Raw genomic sequence first — 26372 nt, 5'->3', positions numbered from 1 at the left:
CTCAGGGAGCCCATGCCGTATGACATGAACTCCCTGGTCAGAGGGCGGAGGCGGAGGGATTTGAACCCTCGATGGGGGGTAAACCCCAAACCGCATTAGCAGTGCGGCGCCATAGACCGGACTAGGCGACGCCTCCAGCGCAGCTCCCTCTCGCGGATGCGCGAGTGGGTGCGTGCAGATGATGACACAGCTGAGCGCCGCGTCACCAATCGCCCCCCACGGTACTAGGAGGGCAGGCCACAGGGCAAAGCCTGGGTGTCGGGCCGCAACGTCGGGGTGGGTACGGGCGTTGAGCACGGCATGTTCATGCGCATCTCTTCCCGGCTCCTCGGCTCCGTCGCGACCGTCGTCGGCCCGCTCGCCCTCCTCGCGGCCAGCCCCGTCGCCGCACACGCGGACGCGGGCAGCGGGCTCGGGCCCGACCACCTGACCGTCACCGTCGCCGACTCGGACAACGGCAGCGACGGGACGTACGAGCTGGAGTGCTCGCCCGTGGGCGGGACGCACTCGGACCCCGCCGCGGCCTGCGGTCGGCTCGACGAGCTGGAGGCGCAGGGCGTGGACCCGTTCGTTCCGGTCGCCTCCGACGCGCGCTGCACCATGCAGTACGGGGGCGATGCCACCGCCCGCGTCACGGGGAACTGGCACGGGCGCGCCGTCGACTCCTCCTATGCGTTGAGCAACGGATGCGAGATCACGCGTTGGCAGCAGCTCGAGCCCGTGCTGCCTGCGACCGGGCCGTGACCCTCGGTCCCACGGTCACAGGGTCGTGACTCGGCCCGCCCCGGATCCCCACATCCTCTACGTGGGCTCCGTCGCATCCGGCGCCTCGAGTTCAACCTCTGCCCGTAGACTCCCTCCCGTGATACGCCGTGGACCACGCAGCAGAGTGGTCTACGCGGTCGGCAAGTCGCAGTAATCAGGGAGGAACCGTCGTCGTGAGCAGCAGGCCATCCCGAGGCGCTGCTCGCCTCGCAGCCATACTTGACGCGCTTCCGGACGGGTTGTTGCTCGTCAACACCAACGGAACCGTGGTCAATGCCAACTCCATTGCCCTGGAGTCCTTCGAGGCCCCGGGCACGGCACTTGTGGGGCGCGGCCTGCTCGACCTCCTGCCCGAGTTCGACTCACGGCTGATCCCCGGCTCCATGCGCCGGCCCGACACCGTGACCGACGAACGCGGGCGGACCAAGCCGACGCGGATGACCGCGCGGCGGACCGACGCCGTCGAGTTCCCCGTCGAGGTGACCTCCGCCAATCTCGCCGACGGCGCGCGGGAAGCGGTGGATCCGTACGGCACCGGTGGCGGCCAGAGCTACAGCGGCTCCGAGCTGCTCATGCTCGTCGTACGGGACCTGTCGGGGGCCGTCGACACCGAGGCCGAACTGGCCCGGTCGCAGCGGCAGACCGAGATGATCCTGCGCGCCGCGTCCGAGGGTGTCGTGGGCACCGACACCGACGGGCGGATCGTGCTCGTCAACCCTGCCGCCGCGCAGATCCTGGGCTTCCGGGCCAGCGATCTGGGCGGGCAGGAGCTGCATCCGCTCATCCTGCACTCGCGTCCGGACGGTGAACCGTTCCCGTACGAGGAGTCCCCGCTCGCGGACACGCTGCGCTCCGGTCGCAAGCACCGGGTGCGCGGACAGGTGCTGTGGGCCAAGAACGGCGCGAAGGTGCCCGTCGACATGACGACGGCTCCGGTGCGCGACGGGGACCAACTGGTCGGCGCCGTCATGACGTTCGCCGACCGCCGTTCTGCCGAGAAGCAGGCCGTCGAGCACGCCGAGGAGATCGCCCGGCGCGACGAGGCCGCCGAGCGGGAGCGCGAGGAGCACGCCGCCGAGCTGCGGCGGGTCGGTGAAGAGGGCGCGGCCGAGCTGGCGCGGGTGCGCGAGGAGCTGGGCTCCGAGCTGACGTCCGTACGCGAGGAGCTGGGCTCCGAGCTCACGTCCGTGCGCGAGGCGCTGACCGGTGAACTCGCCGCGCTTCGCGAGCAGCACGCCGAGGAGCTGTCCGCCGAGAAGGAGCGGGGCGCCGCGCTCGCGGAGCGCGAGAAGGACCGTTACGAGGCCCTGGCCGCCCGGCACACGCAGCTGCTCGCCGTGCTCGGGCAATCGCTGCGCGGGCCGTTGGACGAGCTGCGCCGCGAGCTGAGCCAGCTCGCTGCCGACGACGCCGGCCAACTGTGGCCCGAGGCCAACCAGGTGCTGCACCACCTGGCCGCCGGGTACTCGCGCATGACGACGCTCGTCGACAACGTGCTGGCCTATCAGACCTTGGACGAGGGCGGTTCCCTGCTCTCGCGTACGAACGTCATGTTCGACGCCGTCGTGGCCGCCGGTGTCGACGGGGCCGTCGAGCTGATCGGGCCGGGCCGGGTGCAGTTCGCCGTGCACGCGCCGCCGATCGAGGCCGAGGTGGACGCGGGTCGGCTCGCGACCGCGCTCGCGCATCTGATCGCCGACGTCGCCGGGATCGACGCGACCGGCAATGCCCGGGTGCCCGCCGCTTCCGGGTACGTCGACTCGACCGTCGTCGTGGCCGCCGCGCAGCGGGGCGCGAATGTACGCATCGAGGTGCGCGGTCCCTACTCGGGCGGTGACCCGGTGCACGAGCCGATCGTGCACGGCATCGTGCGGGCTCATGGCGGTGTGCTGCAGACGCACGAGATGCCAGGGATGAGCGGCAGCGCGTACGTCCTCGAAGTACCGATCGGGACGGGGGCCGGGGTCGTCCCCGAGGGCGGAGTCGTCCCCGAGGCCGGGGTCGTACCCGAGGGCGGGGTCGTACCCAAGGGCGGGGTCGCTCCCGGTGCCGGAGGCGCTCACGGTCTCGGCGGTGTTCTCGATCAGGAGGCGGGGCCCGATGAGGCTCCCGGCGGTGTGCCCGCCAATGTCTCCGTCGAGGGTTCCGAAGCCACCGATTCGCAGGACGCCTCCGCCGAGGCGAACCCGAACCTTCCCGCGCAGGCCACCGGTGGTGGCAGCAGGCGCCGCAGGGCGCGGCGGGCCGCCGGGCCCTCGACGGACGCGTTCCTGGAGAGCAGCGTCTCCGGTGGCGGGGAGCCGGCATCGACTCCCTCCAGCGGTACGGGCCGCAGGCGCGGACGACCGGCCCCGGAAGAGGCTGCTGCCCAGGGCGCCGTGGTGACCTCGGCCGAACACGAGACGGCCTCCCCGGCGTTGGGTGAAACGGTGCCGCCGCAGGGCGTGCCCTCGCCGACCGGGCGCAGGGCCCGGCGTGGCGGGCATCAGGAGCAGGCCGCTCTGCCCGCACTGCCCTCCGGGTCCACCCCCGACGACGAGCAGGGTGCCGAACCGGCTCAGGGCGAGCTGGAGTTGGCCGGTGCCGGTGCTGGTGCCGCACAGCCGTCCGGGCGGCGGGCCCGGCGTGCGCTCGGCAGCGCGCAGCCGGCACAGGACGCGCAGGGCGCTCCCGCACGTGGGCAGCAGACGAAGGAGCAGCAGGCGGGTCCGCGCGAGGTGTTCGCGCTGCCGCCCGCCGAGGCCGACCGCACGCCGGAATTCCGGGCGGAGGCCAAGGCGGAGGCCGAGGCGCGGGCCGAGGCGCAGCCCGGTGGGCAGCCCGCCCCCAGTGACGTACCGCAGGAAAGCGGCGCGCAGCCGCAGCCCCGTCCGTTGCCGGACGAGGCGCACCAGCACGACACCGCCGAGGCGCACCCGGCCGAGGGCCACACGCCACCGCAGCCGCATCCGGCCCAGCCCACTCCCGCCCTGGGCACGCCCACGGCGGGTGGCGCGGGCGCCGCGCTGCCGCCGGAGAGCATGCCGGTCAGCGAGCCGGTTAGCGAGCCGGTCAGCGTGCCGGAGGAACTGGCGGTGGGCCAGGACCAGGGCCAGGCCCAGAACCAGGACCAGGCTCAAGCTCAGGCCCCGGTCCAGGCCGCGAAGCAGGCAGGGCCCCAGCCGACTGCGCAGCCCGAACCCCAGCCGGAACCCGAATCGGCTGCACAGCCGGGGGCGCAGTCGGCCGCACAGCCGCAAACCGCCCCTGCCGACGAACCGGAAAGCGCCCCGACGGCCCCGGCCGAAAGCGCCCCGGCCGCCGCCGCAGCAGCCCAGCCACTGCCCGCCGAGGCCCCGAAGCCCCAGGCTCAGGCTCAGGACCAGGCCCCTTCCGGTGACACGAACTCGACGCAGGGGCGGGCGTTCAGCGTGCGGACGCTGGGGCAGGGCGTGCCGTTCGGGCGCCAGGTCGCCTCGCAGCAGCGTCGTCCGCAGCCGCCGGTCCAGCCGCTGCCTCCGCAGGCCCCGCCGCGGCCGAACGCCGCGCCGCAGCAGAGCCCTGCGCAGGGCCAGACGCAGGGTGGTTCGGGGACGCTCGGCGGCTCCGGCACCCTCGGCGGTTCCGGACGGCGTCGCAAGCTGTCCAACCGTCAGGAGAACCGCCAGGAGAACCGGCAGGAGAACCGGCAGGAGAACCGCCAGGACGCCCGCAAGGAGCAGCCGGACACCGGCAGCACCCCGCAGCCCCCGGTGCAGAACAACCAGGGCGCCCCGCCCCAGGGCACCGCTCCCGGCACGCCCCCGCAGGGCACGCAGGCCCGGCCGCATCCGCAGCCGCTGCTGTCGCCGAACGCCTCCGAAGGCAGTGGCCGCGCGTACGCGATCGGCGCACCCGACCAGGACGGCGTCGAGGGCCCGGAGCCGCTGGACGGCCCCGGCGGCGCCGTGGAGGTCGCGAACCGGCCGCAGCCGATGCCGATGGACGACGAGTTGCCGCCCGAGCCGCTCGACAATCCGCGCCGGCTCCTCGTCTGGCCCGCGCCGGACGTGGCGACGCAGCAGGCGCTCAGCGAGCGCGGCTACCGCCCGGTGACCGTGCACTCCCGTGAGGAGGTCGACGCGCAGATCGCGGCGTTCCCCGCCGCGCTGTTCGTGGACCCGCTGACCGGGCCGATCACGCGGACCGCGTTGCAGTCGCTGCGCCAGGCGGCGGTCGCGGCCGAGGTTCCGGTCCTGGTGACCGCGGGCCTCGGACAGGCGACGCGCGAGGCCGCGTACGGCGCCGACCCCGCCGTGCTGCTCAAGGCGCTCGCCCCTCGGGACAGCGAGCAGCACCCGCCGCGAGTGCTGCTGATCGAGGAGCACGAGGAGATCGCGCTCGCCCTGACCGCGACCCTGGAACGGCGCGGGATGCAGGTCGAGCGGGCCGCGAACGACGCCGACGCGGTGGCCATCGCGTCCGAGCTGCGGCCGAACCTCGTGGTCATGGATCTGCTGCAGGTACGTCGTCGGCAGGCCGGCATCATCGACTGGCTGCGCGCGAACGGGCAGTTGAACCGTACTCCGCTGGTCGTCTACACGGCCGCCGTGGAACCCGCCGAACTGCCGCGGCTCGCGGCGGGGGAGACAGTGCTGTTCCTGGCGGAGCGTTCGACGAGCACCGAGGTGCAGGGCCGGATCGTGGACGTACTGGCGAAGATCGGCACGAACTGATCCAGCCTCTGAGCCTCGACCCCTGAGCCTCAACACGCGTACGGGGGCGGCCCTTTCGGGCCGCCCCCGTTTCACGTGAAACAGGCCGTCACAGCCTGGTGACGTCCAGGTCCCCCTCGGCGTACTGCTTGCGCAGCACCTTCTTGTCGAACTTGCCGACGCTGGTCTTCGGGACCGCGGGGACGATCGTCCAGCGCTCCGGCAGCTGCCACTTGGCGACCTTCTCGGCGAGGAACGAACGCAGCGTCTCGAAGTCGGCGCTCGCTCCCTCCTTCAACACCACCGTGGCGAGCGGTCGTTCGCCCCACTTGTCGTCGGGAACGGCGACGACCGCGGCCTCGGCGACGTCCGGGTGGGACATCAGCGCGTTCTCCAGGTCGACGCTGGAGATCCACTCACCGCCGGACTTGATGACGTCCTTGGCGCGGTCGGTGAGCGTGAGGAATCCGTCGGGGCTGATGGTGCCGACGTCGCCGGTCTTCAGCCAGCCGTCCTCGCTGAACTTGTCCTCAGGGCGCATCGGTTCATTGCCCGCGCCCGCGTAGTACGCGCCCGCGATCCAGGGACCGCGCACCTCCAGCTCGCCCGCGGACTCGCCGTCCCAGGGCAGCTCCTCGCCGCCGGGGCCGGTGAGCCGCCCCTCGACGCCGGCCGGGAAGCGGCCCTGCGTGAGCCGGTACGCGAACTCCTCCTCGCTGCCCGGCGCGGCGCTGGCCGGGGGACGGGCGACCGTGCCGAGCGGGGACGTCTCCGTCATGCCCCAGGCGTGACAGACCCGCATGCCCAGGTCGTCGAACGCCTTCATCAGCGAGGGCGGACAGGCCGCCCCGCCGATGGTGACCTGCGTGAGCGTGGAGACGTCGCGCGGCTTGGCGGTGAGCTCGGCGAGCAGGCCCTGCCAGATGGTGGGGACGGCGGCGGCGTGCGTGGGGCGCTCGGACTCGATCATCTCGGCGAGCGGCGCGGGCTGCAGGAAGCGGTCCGGCATCAGCATGTTCACGCCGGTCATGAACGTGGCATGCGGCAGGCCCCAGGCGTTGACGTGGAACTGGGGGACGACGACGAGCGAGGTGTCCGCGTCCGTGAGGCCCATCGACTGCGTCATGTTGACCTGCATGGAGTGCAGGTAGATGGAGCGGTGCGAGTAGACGACGCCCTTGGGGTCGCCCGTGGTGCCCGAGGTGTAGCACATGGCGGCGGCCCGGCGTTCGTCGAGCTCGGGCCAGTCGTACGTGGTCGGGCGGTCCGCGATCAGCTCCTCGTACTCGTGCACCTGCGCGGAGGCACCGTCGAGTACGGAGCGGTCGCCGGGCCCGGACACCACGATGTGCTCGACCGTCGGAAGCTTCGAGAGCAGCGGGGCGATCATCGGGAGCAGCGAGCCGTTGACGAGGACGACCTTGTCGGCGGCGTGGTTCACGATCCACGCCAACTGCTGGGCGGGCAACCGCAGGTTGAGCGTGTGCAGGACCGCGCCCATGCACGGCACGGCGAAGTACGCCTCGACGTGCTCCGCGTTGTTCCACATCAACGTCGCGACCCGGTCGTCCTCGCGCACGCCGAGCTCGTCGCGCAGCGCGTTCGCGAGCCGGCCCGCGCGCTCGGCGGCTTCGCGGAAGCTGCGGCGGTGCGGCTCCGCCTCGCCGGTCCACGTGGTGATCTGGGACGAACCATGCACCCGCGCGCCGTGGTGAAGAATGCGGGTCACGGTCAGCGGTACGTCCTGCATCGTGCTCAGCACGGCGTCCTCCCGGTGGGCGCTACGGAGCAGTAAGGGTCCGCTGATTCTCACTGCATACCAGGCGGTATGTCACTACTTCCCGGGATGATCGATCAGCGAATCACCCAGGATTCACCGCTGGTCACGCCGTGTGCCGCAGTTCCGGGTCCTCGCGGAGCTTGCCGAGCGCGCGCGACACCGCGCTCTTCACGGTGCCGATGGAGACGCCGAGGACCTGGGCCGTCTGGGCCTCGCTCAGGTCCTCGTAGTAGCGCAGGACGACCATCGCCCGCTGCCGCGCGGGAAGTTTCGTGATGGCGCGCCACATCGCGTCGTGCAGCGCCTGCTGCTCGGCGGGGTCCCCGGTCGGCGTCTCCCGGTGCTCCGGCAGCTCGTCGCAGACGAACTCGTCGACCTTGCGCTTGCGCCACTGCGAGGTCCGGGTGTTCAGCAGGGCCCTGCGCACATAGCCGTCGAGCGCCCGGTGGTCCTCGATCCGGTCCCACGCGACGTACGTCTTCGCGAGCGCGGTCTGCAGCAGGTCCTCGGCGTCGCACGGGTTCGACGTCAACGACCGGGCAGTGCGCAGCAGCACCGGCTGGCGCGCCCTGACGTACGACGCGAACGACGGATACGCCGAGTACGCGGTGGTTGCCGGGCGCGGCCCCGCGTGGGTGCGCGGAGCGGCCTCGGAAGCGCTGGAGCGGACAGGCACCAGGGTTGCGGTCATGGCTCCACGCTATGAGCGCCCCCTACTTCCGGGGATCGGCCGGAGGTCCCGAAGCGGCGTCCGCCTCAGGTTGTACGAGGGGTGCTGGCCCCACCTCCTGAAGGTGGAGTCGGGGGTGACGTCCCCTGGGGGACGGCCCTGACTCCCCTGCGCGCGGGCGGGCCCGGCGCCTCCCGAGCGTACGGGTCGGCGCACCCGGTTCAGCCGTCCGACCCCAGGATCAGACCCGAGGTGGGGACCCCGGTGCCGGCCGTGACCAGGGCGGTGGCCGCGCCGGATATCTGGTTCACGGCCGTGCCGCGCACCTGCCGCACGCCTTCCGCTATGCCGTTCATCCCGTGCAGATACGCCTCGCCCAGCTGTCCCCCATGGGTGTTGAGCGGCAGCCGCTCCTCCGCGACGAATCCGGCCGCCTCGCCCGGCGCGCAGAAGCCGAACTCCTCCAGCTGCATGAGCACGAACGGCGTGAAGTGGTCGTAGAGGATACCCACGTCGATCCCGTCGGGACCGAGCCCGGCCGTGCGCCACAACTGCCGCGCCACGACGCTCATCTCGGGCAGGCCCGTCAGCTCGTCCCGGTAGAAGCTCGTCATCTGCTCCTGCGCACGGCCCGCGCCCTGCGCCGCCGCCCGGATCACCGCGGGCGGGTTCGGCAGATCGCGGGCCCGCTCCACGCTGGTGACGACGATCGCCTGCCCACCGTCCGTCTCCTGGCAGCAGTCGAGCAGCCGCAGCGGATCGACGATCCAGCGCGACTCCGCGTGGTCGGCGAGCGTGATCGGCTTCTCGTAGAAGTACGCCGCCGGGTTCGTCGCCGCGTACTTGCGGTCGGTGACCGCGACATGGCCGAAGGCCTCGGGCGTCAGCCCGTACGTGTGCAGATAGCGCTGCGCCGCCATCGCCACCCAGGACGCCGGGGTGAGCAGCCCGAAGGGGAGGTTCCAGCCGAGCGCGGCACCCTCCGCCGACGGCTCCCTGTGCTGCACGCCCGAGCCGAAACGCCTGCCCGAGCGCTCGTTGAACGCCCGGTAGCAGACCACCACGTCGGCCACACCGCTCGCCACCGCGAGGGCCGCCTGCTGCACGGTGCCGCAGGCCGCGCCGCCTCCGTAGTGCACCCGGGAGAAGAAGGACAGCTCCCCCATGCCCGCGGCCTGCGCCACGGTGATCTCCGGGCTGGTGTCCATGGTGAAGGTGACCAGGCCGTCGACATCGGACGGGGACAGGCCTGCGTCGTCGAGCGCCGCGTGCACGGCCTCCACCGCGAGCTTCAGCTCGCTGCGGCCGGAGTCCTTGGAGAATTCCGTGGCACCGATGCCGACGATCGCGGCCTTCCCGCCGAGCCGGTCCTTTCCGCGCACGCTCATGCGGCGCTCCCTTCGGGAACGACGACCGTGACGGTGCCGGTGACGTGACTGCCGATGCCGTTCCTGCCGACTACCTTCACCTGCGCCGTGTCGCCCTCCACCTCGGCGATCGTGCCGCTCAACACCATGGTGTCGCCCGGATAGTTGGGCGCCCCGAGCCGTATCGCGACCTTACGTAGGACGGCGTCAGGGCCGAAGTGGTCGGTGATGTACCGCCCCACCAGGCCGTTCGTCGTGAGGATGTTCATGAAGATGTCGGGGGAGCCCTTCTGGTGCGCCAACTCCGCGTCGTGGTGCACGTCTTGGTAGTCACGGGACGCGATGGCCCCGGAGACGATCAGCGTCCGGGTGATCGGGATCGTCAAGGGCTCCAGCTCGTCCCCGGCTTTCATGCCGCTGTCGGCCTTCATGCGGCCTCCCCTCCGTCGGCCGCGCCCGCTCCCGACGCGATCACTTCGCCCAGCTCCTCCAGGAGTTCGGCGCCGCTCCCCAGATATCCGTCCAGCTGCCGGCCCCACAGGAAGTGCCGGTGCACCGGGTGGTCCAGGTCGGCGCCCATGCCGCCGTGCAGGTGCTGGCCCGTGTGCACGACCCGCTTGCCCGCCTCCGAGGCCCACCAGGCAGCGGTCAGCGCATGGCTCTCGTAGTCGAGCCCGGCGTCGCGCCGCCAGGCCGCCTCGTACGCGGTGACACGGATCGCCTCGCTGTCCATGTACGCCTCCGCGGCGCGAAGTTGGACGCCTTGCTTGGCGGCGAGCGGCCTGCCGAACTGCTCCCGCTCGTTCGTGTACGCAACGGCCCGGGCCAGCGATCCCGCGCAGACCCCCGCCTGAAGCCCGGCGAAGGCGGTCCGCGCGGCCGCGAGCACGTCTGCGTAGGCCTCGGGACCGCCGATCCGCTCGGCCTCCACGCCGTCGAGCACGAGCCGCCCCGCGGACCAGGGCGCGGTCAGCTCGACCGGCTCGCAGCCTGCGTCCTCCGCCCGGACTGTCCACAGGCTGTGGACAGAGCTTCCGCTTTCACCCCGCACCGCCACCAGTACGTGCGTCGCGTCCCGCAGCCACGGCACCCACGGCACGGCTCCGCTCAGCCGCGCCCGCCCACCCTGAAGCGGATCCACCACGATCCCACCGCGCGCGGGAAACGCCCCCGCCGCCACGGCCGAACCGTCCCGGAGGCCAGGAAGCAGCCGCTCCCGCTGCTCGTCCGTACCGTGCGCCGCCACCGCCAGGAGGCCGTACACACAGCTCGCAGCGAACGGCACCTGCGCCGTGGTCCTGCCCTGCTCCTCCAGCATCAGGACGAGCCCGAGCAGCCCGGTCTCCTCCACCGCGCCCGCTAGGCCTGCCACGCCCAGCTCCTTCCAGAGCTCGCCGTCCGTACCGCCGCCGAGGCCCGCGAGCCGCTCCGGCGTGGACAGATCCCCGAAGATCCGCGCGGCGAGATCCCGCGCCGCCTCCTGCTCCGGGGTAGGGGTGAAGTCCATGTCAGACCTCACCTCCCTGAGCGGCGTCGACGACACGGAAGACGGGCAACTCCAACTCGTCGTCCACAGCGAGGAATTCGAGCCGCACGGGCATCCCGATCCGCACCTTCTCGCTCGGCACCCCCACGACGTTGCTCACCATGCGCACGCCCTCCGCCAGCTCGATGAGGCCGACCGCGTACGGGGGATCGAAAGCGGGGAAGGGCGGGTGGTGCATGACCACGTAGCTGTAGACCGTGCCCTCGCCGCTCGCCTCGACGGTGTCCCACTCCTGCCCGCCGCACGTGTTGCACCCCGGCAGCCAGGGGAAGCGCAGCGTCTCGCACGCGCGGCAGCGCTGGATGAGCAGCCGGTGGTCGGCGACGCCCTCCCAGAAGCCCGCGTTGTCCCTGTTGACGACGGGCCTCGGCCGCCGGGTCCCGTCCTTCTTCGCGGCCCTGTCGCCCGAAATCCTCTTGGCAGGCGTGTACTTCAGGATGCGGAACCGGTGCGTCCCCGCGATCTCCTCGCCCACCCGGACGTTCATCCGGGTCGTGATGAAGTGCCCCGTGCCCAGCTTCGTCGTCTTCAACGGCGAGATCGACTCGATCACCGAGTCGTACGTGATCGCGTCACCGGGCCGCAGCGGCCGCAGATACTCCTGCTCGCAGTCGGTGGCGACGACCGAGGTGTACCCCGCGCCGTCGAGCAGCGCGAACAGCTCGTCGTGGGCAGGCGAGCGCCCTTCGTAGCTGGTCAGACCCGCCATCGTCCAGGCCTGCAGCATGGTCGGCGGCGCGATCGCGTCCGGCCCCTCGTAGGCGGGGTTCGTATCGCCCATGGCCTCGCACCAGTGCCGGATCATCGGCGCGTTCACCGGGTCCAGGCCCTCGGCCTCGGTGGCCGCGACCCGCCCCTCGAAGGTCTTCAACTTCTCGTACGCCAAGGGCTCGTGCCCCATGGACTCCTGACCCGCAACGCCCACCCGTCTCCCACCACCGCCCTCAACCGAGATCCCTACGGGACCGCTCCTCTCGTCTGCGCTCACCGCTTCCCCCTCCGCATCCCGAGCCGCATCGTCGCCACGATCTCGCGCTGCACCTCGCTCACCCCGCCGCCGAAGGTGTTGATCTGCGCCGCGCGGTTCATCCGCTCCAACTCGCCCTCACCCACGCCCGCTTCACCGCCCCCCGCCTCGCCGAACGTGCCGGGCGATCCGGTCCGCACCCATCCGGCGTCGCCCGCGATCTGCTGACATATTCGATACGTCTCGACCGCGGATTCCGTTCCCGCGAACTTCACGCCGCTGGCGTCTCCGGGGGCCAGCCGGCCCGCCCCGACATCCCCCACCAAACGCCAGTTGAGCAGGCGCGTTGCCGCCAGCCGGGCATGCGCTTCGGCCAGTTGAGATCGGACCCAGGGCGCGTCAACGCGGCGCTCGCCGGTCACCGGATCGGGGGTACGGGCGGCCTCGGCCACCCGCTCGTAGAAGTCCTCGGCCTGCATCCCGATCGCGGCGAGGGCGACCCGCTCGTGGTTGAGCTGGTTGGTGATCAGCCCCCAGCCCTCGTTCTCCTCGCCGACGAGATTCGAACCGGGAACCCGGATCCCGTCGTAGTACGTCGCCGTCGTGGTCAGGCCGCCGACGGTGTCGATCGGGGTCCACGAGAAACCGGGCGCGTCGGTCGGCACGAGGATGATCGAGATGCCCTTGTGCTTGGGCGCCTCGGGGTCGGTCCGGCACGCGAGCCAGATCCAGTCGGCGTTCTGCGCGTTCGACGTGAACACCTTCTGCCCGTCGATCACCCAGTCGCCACTTGCCTCGTCGCGCACCGCGCGCGTGCGCAGGGACGCGAGGTCCGTACCGGCCGACGGTTCGCTGTAGCCGATCGCGAAGACGAGGTCGCCCTTGAGGATCCGGGGCAGGAAGTAGGCCTTCTGCTCCTCGGTCCCGTACTTCATGAGCGTCGGGCCGACCGTGTTGAGCGTGACCATGGAGACGGGCGCGCCGGCCCGGTACGCCTCGTCGAAGAACACGAACTGCTCGTCCGCACCGCGCCCCTGCCCGCCGTACTCGACGGGCCAGCCGAGGCCCAGGAGGCCCTCGTCACCGATGCGACGCAGCAGTCGGCGCTGACCACTGGGGTCGTCGGCCGCCGGTGGTCCGCCCGGCATCAACGTACGGAATCTCTCTCGCAGTTGAGCGCGCAGCTCGCGCTGGCGCTCGGTGGGGGCGAGGTGCACGGCGGCTGCCCTCCAGGACTGGCCTCGTACCGACAAGGGTTTCTGACTGTCCGTCAGATACCGATGGGTGTCAAGAGATCGACCCGGCACCCGCACGCGCGCGTAGTCACGAAAGACGCCCGCGCGCGTAGTCACGAAAAACGCCTGCGCGGCGGCGCCGAAGCACCGCCGCGCAGACTGTCACGCACCCCACGGAAGACCCCCGCCGCGCAGGAGCCGGCGGGTTACCAGAGCTCGGTGAAGTTCACGTTGACGTTCGACTGGTCGATCGCCGTGAACCCGGAGCCGTTCACCTGAGCCTCGTTGTTCTGGTTCGAGGCGCCGTTGCCGACGGCCTGCTGCTGCGTGGTGGACGAGTTGCCGAAGTTGTCGTCGCCGACCCCGCTGCCGCTGACCGTCGCCACCCCCGCGTTCGATCCGCTGTCCGCGAAGGAGCCGTTGTCGGCCATCGCCACCCCGGAGAAGAGTGCTGCCGCAAGGGGCAGTGCGGCGACGGCGGCGATGGCGCGGGCGGTACGGATGGAAGCCATGTCTATTCCTCCAGGACAGGAAGTACGCTCCGGGCGCTCCGGACGAGGTCCGGCCACCCGTTAAGTACGGGATGTACCAGGGCAGTTGGCCGACCGCCCCGGCGATGTTCACGACGTCGCGAGATCAGAATTGCCCACCGAATCCCCGGCGAACCACCCCGGAAGCCGCGATTCGCTCGCAAGCGTGAGGACATGTCGATAAACCCTCTTCACGCCCGGAAAACCCCAGCTCAGGCCGGAGTGCGCCGCCTCGGGACCATTCCGGCCCAAGCGGCCCAAACGGCGAAGCGTTTCAGCACATTTTTGGTAAATGCTTCCCTCGGATGACCGGCCCCGCTTCCCTTCTTCGAACGTGTGTACGAACATGGAGTCATGGCCACCATGGACCGGCACCCGCCCCACTGCCCACCACACCCGTCTCTCGCGACCCTGGCCCTCGCGCACGCCCTGTCCGCCGCCGAACGCGGGCTCGCCGTCATCCCCCTGGCCAGGACCAAGCTCCCCGCACTGCCCTCGCCGCACCGCGGCGACCCGCCCACGGCCCCGCGCTGCCACGGGGAATGCGGCCTCCCTGGGCACGGTGTGTACGACGCCTCGACCGATCCGCGCCGCATCCGCGCGCTCTTCGCGGCCGCCCCCAGGGCGACGGGCTACGGCATCGCGTGCGGCTTGGCCCCGCACCACCTCATCGGCGTCGACCTGGACACCAAGTCCGGTACGGATGCCTCCGCATCCCTGCGTGAGCTGGCCTTACGGCATCTGTTCACGATCCCCGACACGGTGGTCGTGGCCACGCCGAGCGGCGGCCGGCACCTGTGGCTCTCCGGGCCGCCGGACGCCGTGGTGCCCAATTCCGCGGGCCGCCTCGCCCCCGGCATCGACATCCGGGGCGCAGGCGGCTACCTCGTGGGGCCCGGCTCCCGCACCGAGCACGGCGTCTACGGCACGGTCCCCGGCACCGGCCACCTGCCGCCCGCACCCTGCCCACCGGCGCTTCTGCGCCTGCTCACGCCCCCGCCGCGCGCGCACCACCCCATGACGGGGCGTCCGGGTCAACACGGTCTGGGCCTTGTGCAGTTCGTTCTCAGCGCCCACGAGGGCCAGCGCAACACGCGCCTCTTCTGGGCGGCCTGCCGCGCGTACGAGAACGGCGTCGGCGACACCCTCTCGGACGCCCTGACGGACGCGGCGGTGCACACCGGCCTGACGGAACGCGAGGCCCGCTCCACGATCGCCTCGGCGGAGCGCCTCACGGCGGGGCCGTAGCCCTCCCGGTATGCCTGTCGAACAAGGACGAGAGCCCTCCCGAACGCGGGCGAGCCCCCGACCCTGATCCCGGGTCGGGGGCTCGCTCAACTGCGCGGTGGGTGTGGGATTTGAACCCACGGAAGCTTGCGCCTCGACGGTTTTCAAGACCGTTCCCTTAGGCCGCTCGGGCAACCCACCCCGCGCCGCGACGGTCTTGAAAACCGTCGAGGCGCGGGACAAGCGTAACGGGTCGGTGCACGAGCCCGGTCAGCTGTCGCCCTTGCGCTCGCCCAGGGTCACGTCGGCCGTGTGCTCTTTGCCGTCGCGCGTGTAGGTGAGCTTCACGGAGTCGCCCGGCTTGTGCGTCCAGATCTGGCCGATCAGGGTCGGTCCCGAGTCGATGGGCTGGTCGTCGAGCTTCGTGATGACGTCGCCGGGCTTGAGGCCCGCCTTGTCCGCCGGACCGTTCGACGTGACGGCCGCGGAGCCGCCCGCGCCCTGCTGGGTGATCTTCGCGCCGCCGGTGCCCTCCTCCAGGGAGACGGAGGCCCCGATCACCGGATAGACCGGCTCGCCGGTCTTGATGAGCTGCTGGGCGACCATGTTGGCCTGGTTGATCGGAATGGCGAAGCCGAGACCGATCGAGCCGGACTGGCCCGAACCGCCGCCCATGCCGCCGCTGGAGGCGGACTGGATGGCGGAGTTGATGCCGATCACGTTCCCGTTGCCGTCGAGCAGCGGGCCGCCGGAGTTGCCCGGGTTGATCGACGCGTCCGTCTGCAGGGCGCTCATGTACGAGGCCTTGCTGGTGCCGGAGCCGTCGCTGGAGGCCACCGGGCGGTCCTTGGCGGAGACGATGCCCGTGGTCACCGTGTTCGACAGGCCGAAGGGAGCGCCGATCGCGATGGTCGAGTCGCCGACCGCGACCTTGTCGGAGTTGCCGAGCGTGAGTGGCTTCAGGTCGTCCGGCGCGTTCTTGAGCTTGATGACCGCGACGTCGTAACCCTGCGCGTGGCCGATCACCTCGGCGTCGTACTTCTTGCCGTTCGAGAACGTCGCCGACAGCTTGCCGCCGTCCGCGGCCTCCGCCACCACGTGGTTGTTGGTGAGGATGTGGCCCTGCTTGTCGTACACGAAACCTGTGCCGGTGCCGCCCTCGCCGTTGTTGCCCTCGGCCTCGATGGTGACCGTGCTGGGCAGCGCCTTGGCGGCGATGCCCGCGACGGTGCCCTTGTCGCGCTTGAGGTCGGCCGGGTTGGAGGCGGAGACGGTGGTCGAGCCGGTGCTCGAACCGTCGCCCCGCTCGGCCGCCCAGTAGCCCACACCGCCACCGACCGCGCCCGCGACCAGCGCCGCCGCGATGATCCCGGCGACCAGGCCACCGCGCCGGCCGCCCGGCTTGGGCTGCGGCGGCTCGTACGAGGCGCCCCAGCCGCCGCCACCGCCGCCCGACCCGTAGGCCGGCATGGCGGGCGGCGGGGGCGGCCAGTCGCCGCCGTGGGCCGGTCCTGCCGCACCCGGCGCGGCGCCCCCGGAGGGTGCCGCGGACGCGGCGGGCGCTCCGGGGCCCCCGTGACCGGCGGGCCTCGGCTCCTGGCTCGCAGGGTCAGGTCCGGCCCCCTGGGGAGCCGGCGCGGGAGCAGCGGGAGCGTCCACCGGCACGGGAGGTGCGGACGGGGCCGGGGGAACCTCAGTGCCCTCGTTCTCGGTGCTCACAGCTTTCTCTCCTCGATCCACGGCTGTCGTCGCCGGTCCGTCCTGTCTGGATGCTCAGGGAAGGCGACTGCCGCTCGTGCCGTCGCCGTCCCGGCATGGTCCTGTCACGGTCCACTTGTGCTGTTGTACGTCGTCAGCCTTTCCCACGGGACGTCAGGCCACCGTAAGGCGAGCCTGTGCGTCCCCCTGCCATCCTTTACGTCCGGCAAAACGGACGCATCCGCTGGGCCGAACTTTTCCTGGTCGCCTGCCGCGTGGTGGCACCATGACGCGGTGACCCTCGCACAACAGCAGCGCATTCAGGTCGTCGCCCACCGCGGTGCCTCTCAGGACGCCCCCGAGCACACATTGGCCGCCTACAAGAAGGCGATCGAGGACGGCGCGGACGCCCTCGAATGCGATGTGCGGCTGACGGCGGACGGGCATCTCGTATGCGTGCACGACCGTCGCGTCAACCGTACGTCGAACGGCCGTGGGGCCGTCTCCGCACTGGAGCTATCGGACCTCACCGCCCTGGACTTCGGCTCCTGGAAGGGCCACGACGAGGTCCCCGACTGGACGGGCAGCGCTTCCGACACCTCCGACACCTCCGTCCTGACGCTGGAGCGCCTGCTGGAGCTGGTCACCGACGCGGGACGCCGGGTGGAGCTGGCGATCGAGACCAAGCACCCCACACGATGGGCGGGACAGGTGGAGGAGCGGCTACTGCTCCTGCTCAAGCGGTTCGGCCTGGACGCCCCGGCCGCGGGCGATGCCTCGCGCGTGCGCGTGATGAGCTTTTCCGCGCGCTCCTTGTCGCGTGTCCAGGAGGCCTCTCCGACGCTGCCGACGGTCTACCTGATGCAGTTCGTCTCACCCCGCCACCGCGAAGGACGCCTCCCCAAGGGCGTGCACATCGCGGCCCCCAGCATCCGGATCGTGCGCAATCACCCCGCGTACATCGAGAAACTCGCGCGCGCGGGTCACCAGATCCATGTGTGGACCGTGGACGAGCCCGAGGACGTCGACCTCTGCGCGAGCCTGGACGTCGACGCGATCATCACCAACCGTCCCGCGGCGGTGCTGCGCCGACTCGGCAGGTCCTGAAACAGGTCCTGAAGCCGCTCTTGAAGGAAGAAGGGCAGCAGCAGGGACTGAATCCGGCCACCTTTCCCCAACGCCGTCACAGGGTGTGCACCGGCGCGTTCGGACCGTATTCGATCGTCACGAGTGCGTCACCGGAAGCGGGGTGGCCGGTTTCCGGTCCAGTCCATTGGGGCATTCACACCGTGGCGTGGGGCAAAGGAGGTCTCGGGGGTGGCGTTGGTGGTGGCACAGGAGGTGCCCGCGTCGTCGAGCATGGCCGTACCCCATGGCCCTGCGGGCGTGGGCGCGGCAAGACGTCGGATGCGTGATCAGCTGCGCATCAGTGGCGTACCGGAAACGGTGATCGACGATGCGGTTCTCATCCTTTCCGAACTGCTCAGCAATGCGTGCCGGCACGGCCGGCCGCTCGGCGACGATCTGGCCGGCGACGGTGACGTACGCGCCGCATGGCGGGTCGACGACCGTGGCTGTCTCGCGGTCGAGGTGACGGACGGCGGCGGGCCCACCCGCCCGATTCCGGCCACTCCCTCGATCACGGCGCACGGCGGCCGCGGGCTCAACATCATCACGGCGCTCGCCGACGACTGGGGCGTACGTGACGGCATGCGCGGCGAGGTCACCGTCTGGGTGACCGTCCACAAGGACGTCCACGCGGAGGCCATGGCCGAGCGCCGGGACGACTTCGTCTCCCGGGTGGCCGCGCCGCCCGTGGCGGACCTGGCCGACCTGGGCTTCCCGGACGCTTTCGACGATCTGGGCTGAAAGCCGGTCGGGCGCGGCCAGTTGGGCGCATCCCCCTCTTGTCAGTACGAGCGGCTAGGCTCGCGCCGTACGTACGAGAGCCGTATCCGGGAGACACCCAAGATGGCCAAGAAGCGCCCGCAGACCAAGGGCAAGCAGCACGTCACCGATGGTGCCCGCGCCGGAGGCGCCGACGGGGACCTCCCGGTCGTCGGCGCCCGCGAACCCTGCCCCTGCGGCAGCGGTCGCCGCTACAAGGCGTGCCACGGCCGGGTGGCCGCGCACGCCGTGACCGAGCTGGTGCAGCGTCCCTTCGAAGGCCTGCCGGGCGAGGGGGACTGGGTCGCGCTGCGCGAGCTGGTGCCCGCCGCGACGGCCGGGCTGACCCTGAAGGACGGCCTCCCCGAGGGCGTCCCGTCGGTGACCCTCGCGACCGTGCTGCCCATGGCCTGGCCGGCCCTGCGCCGCGACGACGGCTCGGTCCTGCTCGGCCTGCAGAACGACACGCCTTCCGGGGACATCAGCCGCGACCTGGCCGACACACTGCTGCGCGCGCTGGCCGCCGAGCCGGGCAACCCGGTGCAGACCCGCCGCGCACCGGCCGACGGGCCGCGCCTTCAGGACGTACTCGCCCCCGAGGGCGGTTTCGAGCCCATCGTCCACACGGGTTTCGAATTCTGGGTGCCGGACTCGGAGAACGCGACGGGCGAGGTCGCCGCATCCCTGGAGCGGGCCAACGCCGCGGCGATCCCCACGGTGAAGCTCTCCGGCGTGGACAGCGCCTACTGGTGCGAGACCCCGGAGAAGAACCACCTCCGGTGGGTCATGCCGCACGCCGAGGAGAAGCTGCTCGACGCGCTGGCGCGGCTGCACGCGGCGGGCACGTCGTCGCTCGGTGAGGGCACCCGCCTGGTGGGCTCCTTCAGGGCGCACGGCCTGACCGTTCCGGTCTGGGACCTGCCCAGCTCGATGCAGGCGCAGGACGTCGAGAAGCCGGCCGCGGAGTTCGCCGAGCGACTCGCCGGCGCGCTCGCCACGGACGCACCGCTGACCCCGGACGAGCGCCGGGCACGCGGGGGGCTCACCAACCGACAGGTGACGCTCAGCTGATCCACAGCTTCGGATGGGGATGGGCTGACCGACCAGTCAGCCCATCGGGACGGGACGCCTGACGGACCCGCCTCGCCGAACCGCAAGGTGAGCCGGGTCACAACTCCCGGTAGTTGCAGGTAAATCCATGTCCGAATAGAAGAGATCGAATTTGCTAACCAGCGATCTCTTGTTACCGTTCAAGTAGCCCGGTTGCTGGTGCATCCCCCGTCGCCAGCAACCGGGCGCTTCCATGTGCGCCCAGTGCCGCCGGGTCTCAACCCCCGTGCGACGGCGCCGAGTTGCTTCCGGAGCGCAGCAACAGCGGGCCTTCCCCGCCCCGCGCGTACTCCGCCACCGCCGTGTACTGATCCGGCTCTCCCCGCGTACGTCCCCGCGGTGTCTCGCACATTCCCGGCTCGTCCTCCGCACCCACGGAACAATGCAGCTGCACCGTGCGTCCGCCGGGCGCCATCAGGGTCAGTACGGCGGTCAGACCCGACCCCGTCGCGTTGCGGTAATAGGTACGCGCCCAGGTGTCGTCCCCCTGGACGAGCACGCAGGTCTGCGCCTCGATGCCGTCCGGGGCGGACAGTTGGGGGCCGCAATGGGCCTCGGTGGTCAGGCCGAGACCGGTCAGCAGAGAGGGCTTGCCGGTCTTCTGCTCGGCCGGCGTGCCGTCGCCGCTGTCGTTCGCCTTGCCGTCCCCGTTGTCGTCCGCCCTGATGTTCGCCCTGGTGGCGTCATCAGGCGCGTCCGCATCGGTGGTGGCGTGGGCCTCGGTGGCCGTATGCCGCGTGGGTCCGTCGTCCACCGGCCCCGCGGACGCACCCGCCAGCGGCAGCGCCGCCGTGAGGACCACCACGGCGAGCAGACCGAAAAGCCGGAGTCGCGCGTGCGGTCGTTCCCGCCCGGTCTCGTCCGGGAGCTGCTCGTCCGGGAGCTGAGGGAGGCGTGGCGCGGGAGGCATGCGCCGAAGATATCGGCGCACGCCTGGCTCACCGGCCCGCCGCGCGCCGGATTCCGCTACAACTCGGGCGCGCTCACACCCGTACGGGTGAGGGCGTCGACCAATGTGCCGACCACGGCCTCCACATCCGGTGTCCACGGAGCCGCCGAGCCGGGCAGCGGCGCGCGCTCCCAACGCACCTGCCCCGCGCCCGAGACCGACGGCGGCAGGGCGAGATATCCGCCCTCACCGTGGAACCGCAGCGAGCCGGGCACGAAGTCCTGCGCGTACAGGAGTTCGCCGAGCTGCTCCATCGAGTACGGCGCCACGAGGATCGCGATCCGCTCCGGCGTCGCGATCACCGGGCCGAGCCGCACGTCCCTGCGGTCGAGCGCGGCGAGCGCGCGGGCGCCCGCGACGGCCGGGAGGCTCACGGCACAGGGCGCGTGCCCCCCTGCGCCCCCGGACGGGGCACCGGTGGCGAGCACGATCGGCGCGTCGGGGCGGTTGGTCCACCACCAACGGACCATGCGCTCATCGGTCGTCGCCGCGAGCAGCCCCGGGTCGAAGGGGTGCGCGCCCGGCACCGTGCACTCCGGGTCGGGGCAGGCGCAGCGGACGCCGTCACGACGGCCTCCCGCTTCGAGCCCTATGCCCGGCAGGACCGGCCACTGCCACGCTGTCGCGAACGTGAGGGCCGCGCTGATCAGGTCAGACTTCCCGTTGTCACGCCTGGACAGGAGCCTGCGTCGCCTTCCGAGGATCTCGCGCATGAGCGCTCGTTCCTTTCCGTAGACCGAAGAGAACGCTATGGGCCACATCACACCATGTGTCGATCAGTCACTGCGCGTACGTGTTGGAGCGCCACACCCCAGCCTGAACCGCCGGCCTGAGGCAGGGGTAACCCCTATAGTCCGAGCGCCTGCTGTGTGCTTGAAAAGCCTGGCGTGGGGTGGCGGCGCCTGGCGTTTGCCGTCCCGCGTATTTCTCGCCGCCTCCGCCACGGGAGGATGGGACACGGTCGCCGATGGTTATGACGCTCGGTTCCGTCACCAGGTTCCGGGCGGATCCCAACTGCCCCTGGTCTTCACCGACTACGTACCCATCGCGGCCGCTATGACGCTCTGTCGACCACAGCTGAACAATGCCAGTCGACCGCAATAAGCGCTTCCCCCAGGCGGTTTTTGGCCATCTTCGAACGATCGGGATCGGCTTGGGATCAAGGTCGGATCACATATGAGAACCGAGATCGTTTTACTGCCGATGCCGCTTGACCACGGCAGACACCGGTAATCCCAACGGGACAATGCTGGACATCCCCCAACGAGTCCGTGTACATGTGGAGGCATTGCTGGCGGCGCAGAATGACATGGGGGTTTGCGATGCTAATGAGCAATATGCACCGGTCGGAAAGCCGGAAGCCATGACAACCCCACGCCTGCCGAAAGTGGCTGGAATCGATTCCCCTCCTGGACAGGTTCCCCCTCCCGCCCCCAGCGTCACGCCCGCTTCCCCCGTGTCGCAGATCACTCCCCCCGCGGTGGCACCCGGGGCCGTGATCCAGGACCGGCTCGCGGGCTGGGTCTCCGATCTCACGACGCTGCACGAACTCACGGAACGCCTGGCCCGCACGGCCGCACTCGAGGACGCACTGCACGAACTGCTGCGCGCCGGAGCCGCCTTGGTGGGCGCCCGGCGCGGTCTCGTCGTCCTGGAACCGGGCGACGGGCACGGCCCCGACACCACCATCGGCCTCGGCCTGTCCAGGCCCGACCTCGGACACATCGAGACCGTGCCGCGCGGTGCGACCTCGTACGGACGGATCCTCGACGGGCTGTCCGCCGAGCCCGAGTCGCGCGCCGATCTGCTCGCCGAGGACGGGCTCGACCCGCGCCACCGCGAAGTCGCCGCGCGCCTGGGCTACGCCGCGAGTTACACGATGCCGCTCGCCACCGAGGCGGCCGGCCGGCTCGGCGCCGCGGTCTGGCTCTACGACGAGCCGGCCGAGCCCGTCGAGCGGCAGCGCCACCTCATCGGCCTCTACGCGCGCTACGCCACCGAGCACCTCGCCCGCCTCCTGGAACTGGAGCGCACGCGCGCGTGGTCACGCACCGTCGCCGACGAGCTGCTGCCACCGCGCCTGCCCCGGGTCGCCGGGGTGCAGCTCGCCGCCCGGCACCGCACGGGGCCGCGCGGTGGCGGCGACTGGTACGACGCGCTGCCGCTGCCCGAGGGGGCGCTCGGGCTCGCGGTCGGCTCCGTCAGCGGCTCCGGCGCGAGCGCGGTCGCCGCGATGGGCCGGCTGCGTGCCTCTCTGCGGGCGTACGCCGTCATGGAGGGGGAGGACCCGGTGGCGGTCCTGTCCGACCTGGAGCTTCTGTTGCGCCTGACCGAGCCGGCGCGCAGCGCGACCGCCCTGTTCGCCTACTGCGAGCCCGCGCAGCGCAAGATCGTCCTCGCCGGAGCAGGGCACAGCCCGCCCCTGGTGATCGGCGAACGGCGCACCGAGTACGCCGAGACGACGCTGTCCGCGCCGCTCGGGATGCTCGCCTGCTGGGAGGCGCCGAGCGTGGAGATCACGCCGGCGCCGGGCGAGACCGTGCTGCTCTACACGGACGGTCTGCTGCGCCGCACCGGCGATCCCATGGACCGCGCGTTCGCCCGGCTGCACGCGGCCGCCGCCGGCGTGCCCAAGGGCATCCGTGACGACCCCGGAGCGATCGCCGACCACGTGCTGCGGTCGGTGCTCCCGGACGGCCTCGACACGGCCGAGAGCGAGGAGGACGTGGTGCTGCTCGCGGCGCGCTTCGAGTGACCTCCGAAGCGCTGTGCGTAACAGGCCCTCCGGCCCTGGACCCCCTTCCGTACGCTCGTACGATGGAGGGGGTCCATTGCCGTATCCAGGGCATTTCACCGGACCGCCGCGTCAAGGAGGAACCGTGTCGGAGGAGCTCAACCCGGAGGCCGCCGAGGCCGAAGAGCCCATCAAGCAGCGCAAGAACGGCCTCTACCCGGGCGTGTCCGACGAGCTCGCCGAGAACATGAAGTCCGGCTGGGCCGACACCGAGCTGCACGACCTGCAGCCGGTCCCGCAGGCCGCCGAGACCGCCGCCCGCCGCGCCGCCCTGTCCGCCCGTTTCCCGGGCGAGCGCCTCGTGGTGCCCGCGGGCAACCTCAAGACCCGCTCGAACGACACGGAGTACGCCTTCCGCGCCTCCGTCGAGTACGCGTACCTGACGGGCAACCAGACCGAGGACGGCGTCCTCGTCATGGAGCCCAAGGGCGAGGGCCACGACGCCACGCTCTACCTGCTGCCGCGCTCCAACCGCGAGAACGGCGAGTTCTGGCTCGACGGCCAGGGCGAGCTGTGGGTGGGCCGCCGCCACTCCCTGACCGAGGCCGAGAAGCACTACGGCATCCCCGCCTCCGACGTGCGCGAGCTCGCCGACAAGCTGGCCGAGGCCACGGGCCCGGTGCGCGTCGTGCGCAACTACGACGCAGGCGTCGAGGCCGCCCTGGCCGACAAGGTCACCGCCGAGCGCGACGACGAGCTGAAGGTCTTCCTCTCCGAGGCGCGCGTCGTGAAGGACGCGTTTGAAATCGGCGAGCTGCAGAAGGCGGTCGATTCGACCGTGCGCGGTTTCGAGGACGTCGTGAAGGTGCTCGACAAGGCCGAGGCCACCTCCGAGCGCTACATCGAGGGCACGTTCTTCCTTCGCGCACGCGTGGAGGGCAACGACATCGGCTACGGCTCCATCTGCGCCGCGGGCCCGCACGCCTGCACGCTGCACTGGGTCCGCAACGACGGCGCGGTCCGCTCCGGCGACCTGCTGCTGCTCGACGCCGGCGTGGAGACGCACACGTACTACACCGCCGACGTCACGCGCACGCTGCCGATCAACGGCACGTACAGCGAGCTCCAGCGCAAGATCTACGATGCCGTGTACGAGGCCCAGGAGGCCGGTATCGCGGCCGTCAAGCCGGGCGGCAAGTTCCGGGACTTCCACGACGCCGCGCAGCGTGTGCTCGCCGCGAAGCTCGTCGAGTGGGGCCTGGTCGAGGGCCCGGTCGAGCGCGTCCTGGAGCTCGGCCTGCAGCGCCGCTGGACCCTGCACGGCACCGGTCACATGCTCGGCATGGACGTCCACGACTGCGCGGTCGCGCGGACCGAGTCGTACGTGAACGGCACGCTGGAGCCCGGCATGGTGCTCACGGTCGAGCCCGGTCTGTACTTCCAGGCCGACGACCTGACCGTGCCGGAGGAGTACCGCGGCATCGGCGTCCGTATCGAGGACGACATCCTCGTCACTGAGGACGGCAACAAGAACCTGTCGGCCGGGCTGCCCCGCAAGGCCGACGAGGTCGAGGCGTGGATGGCCCGCCTGAAGGGCTGAGGCTGAGCCAAGCAAAAACGCGACATAGAAGGGCCGCACTTCACAGTGCGGCCCTTCTATGTCGCGTAAAACCAGGTCGCGTAAAAGCGGCTCACACCGCCATCAGCGGCGCGTCCTCCCGCCACTTGAGGATCTTGTCGAAGCTGACCACGGCGCCACCCTTGCCCGGTCTGTTCACGAAGTGCACGTGGTCGGCGAGCTCCTGGATCAGACACAGGCCACGGCCGTGCTCCGCGTAGTCGGGTGCCGGGCGGACGGACACGGCCGCGCGGCCCCCCGTGGCGGCGAAGCCGGGGCCGGTGTCGGCCACTTCGATGCGGCACATCTCGCCGTCCAGGTACGCGGTGACCCTGAACGCGTCCGTCGCCTCGCTCGTCGCCGCTCCGCCGTGCTCCACGGCGTTCGCACACGCCTCGCTGAGCGCGACCGACAGATCGTAGGAGACGTCGGGGTCGACGCCCGCGGTCTCCATGGTGCCCATGAGGAGGCGCCGGGCGAGCGGCACGCTCGCGGCATCACGCCGTAGCTGGAGGGACCACCAGATGCTCATGCTCCCGCCTCCCGGCCGCGACTCGACATACCGATACGTATTGCCACCACCGGCCCGGCGCAATCGTGCAGTTGACGTGATGACGCCCATACGGCCGACGCGCATACGGGCGTCGGCGGTGTACAGGAGATTCCGGACCTTGCGGACCTGCTGTATGGAGCGTGTGAAGCCAGTGCGATGATGAGGCCGCCATGTCTGCCCCCCACGAGCGCCAGGCGCGCAGCGCGGCCGATCTCCGGCTGCTCAGGGCCGCGGTGTTCGCCGCGGTCTGCGTCATGCTGTCCGCGGCGGGGCACGTCCTCGGTTCGACGGCCACCGTGCCGCTGTGGACGCTGTCGCTCGGCTTCCTCGCCGTCTTCTGTGTGGCCCTGCCACTGGCGGGACGCGAGCGGTCGCTGCCGGGCATCGCCGCCACGCTGGGGGCCGGACAGATCGCGCTGCACAGCCTCTTCGGCCTCGGTCAGCAGCACTCCATGACCATGACCGCCGCGTCGGGTGAACCCTCGGCGGTCGAGCGGGCCGCGCGGCTCATGTGCGGGGCGGGTGCGTCGACGCTCAGCCCGGCGCAGGCCCAGCGGATCCTCGACAACGCGCGCGTGCCGTCCGGCGACGCACACCACATGGCGGGCACGGCCGGCTCGGCGATGTCGCTGCTGCCGTCCCTGCCGATGCTCCTCGGGCACCTGCTCGCCGCGGCCGGCGCGGGCTGGCTGCTGCGCCACGGCGACCTCGCCCTGAGCCGCATCGTGCGGCTCTACGCGTACGCCGTCATGGACCTGGCGCCCCTCCGCTCGCTGCGGACCGTCCTCGGCCTCGTACGCGCCCTCAGGGCCGGGTTCCGGGGTGCGCCCGCCCTGCCGTGTGCCGCTCGTGCCGGGTTCGCCGAACCAGCGGCCCTGCGGGCGGCGGTACTTCAGCACTCGGTGAGCCGGCGCGGGCCACCCGCGGTCGACACGCTTCTTCTCGCTGCCTGAACGGCACGCGTGCTCCACCGCGTACTGCGTGGGGTGAGACGTGCCGCGGGCACGCGCGCGTACCCGCTTTTTCGCCGCCTACGTAGTGCGGTGTTTCGCGGTCGCGCCCT

Annotated in this window: 21 protein-coding genes and 2 tRNA genes; 9 read left to right on the top strand and 14 right to left on the bottom strand. The window is 71.4% G+C overall.

Annotated elements, in window-relative coordinates; translation table 11 throughout:
- Window positions 1-45 precede the first annotated feature (45 nt).
- Window positions 46-136 (bottom strand) — tRNA-Ser (locus tag ACIRHA_RS20225).
- Window positions 137-306: 170 nt separating this feature from the next.
- Between ACIRHA_RS20225 and ACIRHA_RS20220 the strand changes: the two genes are divergently transcribed.
- Both ACIRHA_RS20220 and ACIRHA_RS20215 read left to right on the top strand, forming a co-directional pair.
- Complete coding sequence (locus tag ACIRHA_RS20220; RefSeq protein ID WP_403847376.1) at window positions 307-744, top strand: SSI family serine proteinase inhibitor; 438 nt, start codon at window positions 307-309, stop codon at window positions 742-744.
- A 194-nt stretch (window positions 745-938) separates the two neighbouring features.
- On the top strand, window positions 939-5459 hold the full coding sequence (locus tag ACIRHA_RS20215; protein WP_403847374.1) for a PAS domain-containing protein: 4521 nt from the start codon (window positions 939-941) through the stop codon (window positions 5457-5459).
- A gap of 88 nt (window positions 5460-5547) precedes the next feature.
- On the opposite strand, the gene ACIRHA_RS20210 is transcribed toward ACIRHA_RS20215, so the two are convergent.
- The 8 genes from ACIRHA_RS20210 to ACIRHA_RS20175 all read right to left on the bottom strand — a co-directional run bounded on the left by ACIRHA_RS20210 (window position 5548) and on the right by ACIRHA_RS20175 (window position 13515).
- A complete protein-coding gene (locus ACIRHA_RS20210; protein WP_403847370.1) occupies window positions 5548-7200 on the bottom strand; it encodes a long-chain fatty acid--CoA ligase in 1653 nt (550 codons plus the stop codon).
- A 121-nt stretch (window positions 7201-7321) separates the two neighbouring features.
- Window positions 7322-7909, bottom strand: a complete 588-nt coding sequence (locus tag ACIRHA_RS20205; RefSeq protein WP_403847367.1) for a SigE family RNA polymerase sigma factor — start codon at window positions 7907-7909, stop codon at window positions 7322-7324.
- Between the two features lie 200 nt (window positions 7910-8109).
- Entirely contained in the window at window positions 8110-9276 is a 1167-nt protein-coding gene (locus tag ACIRHA_RS20200) for a lipid-transfer protein (protein ID WP_403847364.1), read from the bottom strand.
- Complete coding sequence (locus ACIRHA_RS20195; protein WP_267072850.1) at window positions 9273-9668, bottom strand: MaoC family dehydratase; 396 nt, start codon at window positions 9666-9668, stop codon at window positions 9273-9275. Before ACIRHA_RS20195 ends, ACIRHA_RS20200 begins: the two co-directional genes overlap by 4 nt.
- Before the next feature lie 14 nt (window positions 9669-9682).
- Window positions 9683-10762: an acyl-CoA dehydrogenase family protein gene (locus tag ACIRHA_RS20190; RefSeq protein WP_403847362.1), complete on the bottom strand. Its 1080-nt coding sequence runs from the start codon at window positions 10760-10762 to the stop codon at window positions 9683-9685.
- Window position 10763: 1 nt separating this feature from the next.
- Entirely contained in the window at window positions 10764-11702 is a 939-nt protein-coding gene (locus ACIRHA_RS20185; RefSeq protein ID WP_403847359.1) for a bifunctional MaoC family dehydratase N-terminal/OB-fold nucleic acid binding domain-containing protein, read from the bottom strand.
- A gap of 83 nt (window positions 11703-11785) precedes the next feature.
- On the bottom strand, window positions 11786-12985 hold the full coding sequence (locus ACIRHA_RS20180; RefSeq protein WP_403847356.1) for an acyl-CoA dehydrogenase family protein: 1200 nt from the start codon (window positions 12983-12985) through the stop codon (window positions 11786-11788).
- A 224-nt stretch (window positions 12986-13209) separates the two neighbouring features.
- Window positions 13210-13515, bottom strand: a complete 306-nt coding sequence (locus tag ACIRHA_RS20175) for a hypothetical protein (RefSeq protein WP_267069836.1) — start codon at window positions 13513-13515, stop codon at window positions 13210-13212.
- Between the two features lie 372 nt (window positions 13516-13887).
- On the opposite strand from ACIRHA_RS20175, the gene ACIRHA_RS20170 reads away from it, so the two are divergent.
- Window positions 13888-14781 (top strand): bifunctional DNA primase/polymerase, encoded by an 894-nt coding sequence (locus tag ACIRHA_RS20170; protein WP_403847353.1) that lies wholly within the window; start codon window positions 13888-13890, stop codon window positions 14779-14781.
- A gap of 95 nt (window positions 14782-14876) precedes the next feature.
- On the opposite strand, the gene ACIRHA_RS20165 is transcribed toward ACIRHA_RS20170, so the two are convergent.
- Both ACIRHA_RS20165 and ACIRHA_RS20160 read right to left on the bottom strand, forming a co-directional pair.
- Window positions 14877-14961 (bottom strand) — tRNA-Ser (locus ACIRHA_RS20165).
- A gap of 69 nt (window positions 14962-15030) precedes the next feature.
- Window positions 15031-16479 carry a S1C family serine protease gene (locus ACIRHA_RS20160; RefSeq protein WP_403847351.1) on the bottom strand — a complete coding sequence of 483 codons (1449 nt, stop codon included), beginning with the start codon at window positions 16477-16479 and terminating at the stop codon, window positions 15031-15033.
- Window positions 16480-16752: 273 nt separating this feature from the next.
- Between ACIRHA_RS20160 and ACIRHA_RS20155 the strand changes: the two genes are divergently transcribed.
- The 3 genes from ACIRHA_RS20155 (at window position 16753) to ACIRHA_RS20145 (ending at window position 19416) form a co-directional block, all read left to right on the top strand.
- Complete coding sequence (locus tag ACIRHA_RS20155; RefSeq protein ID WP_403847348.1) at window positions 16753-17565, top strand: glycerophosphodiester phosphodiesterase; 813 nt, start codon at window positions 16753-16755, stop codon at window positions 17563-17565.
- Window positions 17566-17688: 123 nt separating this feature from the next.
- The gene (locus ACIRHA_RS20150; protein ID WP_403847346.1) at window positions 17689-18327 is read left to right on the top strand and encodes an ATP-binding protein; all 639 of its coding nucleotides are present in this window, start codon (window positions 17689-17691) and stop codon (window positions 18325-18327) included.
- Window positions 18328-18429: 102 nt separating this feature from the next.
- The gene (locus ACIRHA_RS20145; protein WP_403847344.1) at window positions 18430-19416 is read left to right on the top strand and encodes a DUF5926 family protein; all 987 of its coding nucleotides are present in this window, start codon (window positions 18430-18432) and stop codon (window positions 19414-19416) included.
- A gap of 256 nt (window positions 19417-19672) precedes the next feature.
- Here ACIRHA_RS20145 and ACIRHA_RS20140 read toward each other — a convergent pair whose 3' ends face one another.
- Both ACIRHA_RS20140 and ACIRHA_RS20135 read right to left on the bottom strand, forming a co-directional pair.
- Window positions 19673-20365, bottom strand: coding sequence for a hypothetical protein (locus tag ACIRHA_RS20140; protein ID WP_403847342.1), 693 nt, complete (start codon window positions 20363-20365; stop codon window positions 19673-19675).
- A 56-nt stretch (window positions 20366-20421) separates the two neighbouring features.
- Window positions 20422-21117, bottom strand: coding sequence for a bifunctional DNA primase/polymerase (locus ACIRHA_RS20135; protein ID WP_403847339.1), 696 nt, complete (start codon window positions 21115-21117; stop codon window positions 20422-20424).
- A 533-nt stretch (window positions 21118-21650) separates the two neighbouring features.
- On the opposite strand from ACIRHA_RS20135, the gene ACIRHA_RS20130 reads away from it, so the two are divergent.
- Both ACIRHA_RS20130 and ACIRHA_RS20125 read left to right on the top strand, forming a co-directional pair.
- Window positions 21651-23159, top strand: a complete 1509-nt coding sequence (locus tag ACIRHA_RS20130; RefSeq protein ID WP_403847337.1) for a PP2C family protein-serine/threonine phosphatase — start codon at window positions 21651-21653, stop codon at window positions 23157-23159.
- Window positions 23160-23283: 124 nt separating this feature from the next.
- The gene (locus ACIRHA_RS20125; RefSeq protein WP_403847334.1) at window positions 23284-24738 is read left to right on the top strand and encodes an aminopeptidase P family protein; all 1455 of its coding nucleotides are present in this window, start codon (window positions 23284-23286) and stop codon (window positions 24736-24738) included.
- 91 nt (window positions 24739-24829) lie between these two features.
- Here the strand turns inward: ACIRHA_RS20125 and ACIRHA_RS20120 are convergent, their stop codons facing one another.
- Window positions 24830-25288 (bottom strand): ATP-binding protein, encoded by a 459-nt coding sequence (locus tag ACIRHA_RS20120; RefSeq protein WP_403847331.1) that lies wholly within the window; start codon window positions 25286-25288, stop codon window positions 24830-24832.
- A 191-nt stretch (window positions 25289-25479) separates the two neighbouring features.
- On the opposite strand from ACIRHA_RS20120, the gene ACIRHA_RS20115 reads away from it, so the two are divergent.
- The gene (locus tag ACIRHA_RS20115) at window positions 25480-26262 is read left to right on the top strand and encodes a hypothetical protein (protein ID WP_403847328.1); all 783 of its coding nucleotides are present in this window, start codon (window positions 25480-25482) and stop codon (window positions 26260-26262) included.
- Window positions 26263-26372: the final 110 nt, after the last annotated feature.

The sequence above is a fragment of the Streptomyces sp. NPDC102360 genome (assembly GCF_044766085.1).
GTDB lineage: Bacteria > Actinomycetota > Actinomycetes > Streptomycetales > Streptomycetaceae > Streptomyces.
The sequence above is the reverse complement of the archived record's forward strand: the minus strand, read 5'-3'. Positions and strand labels throughout refer to the sequence as shown.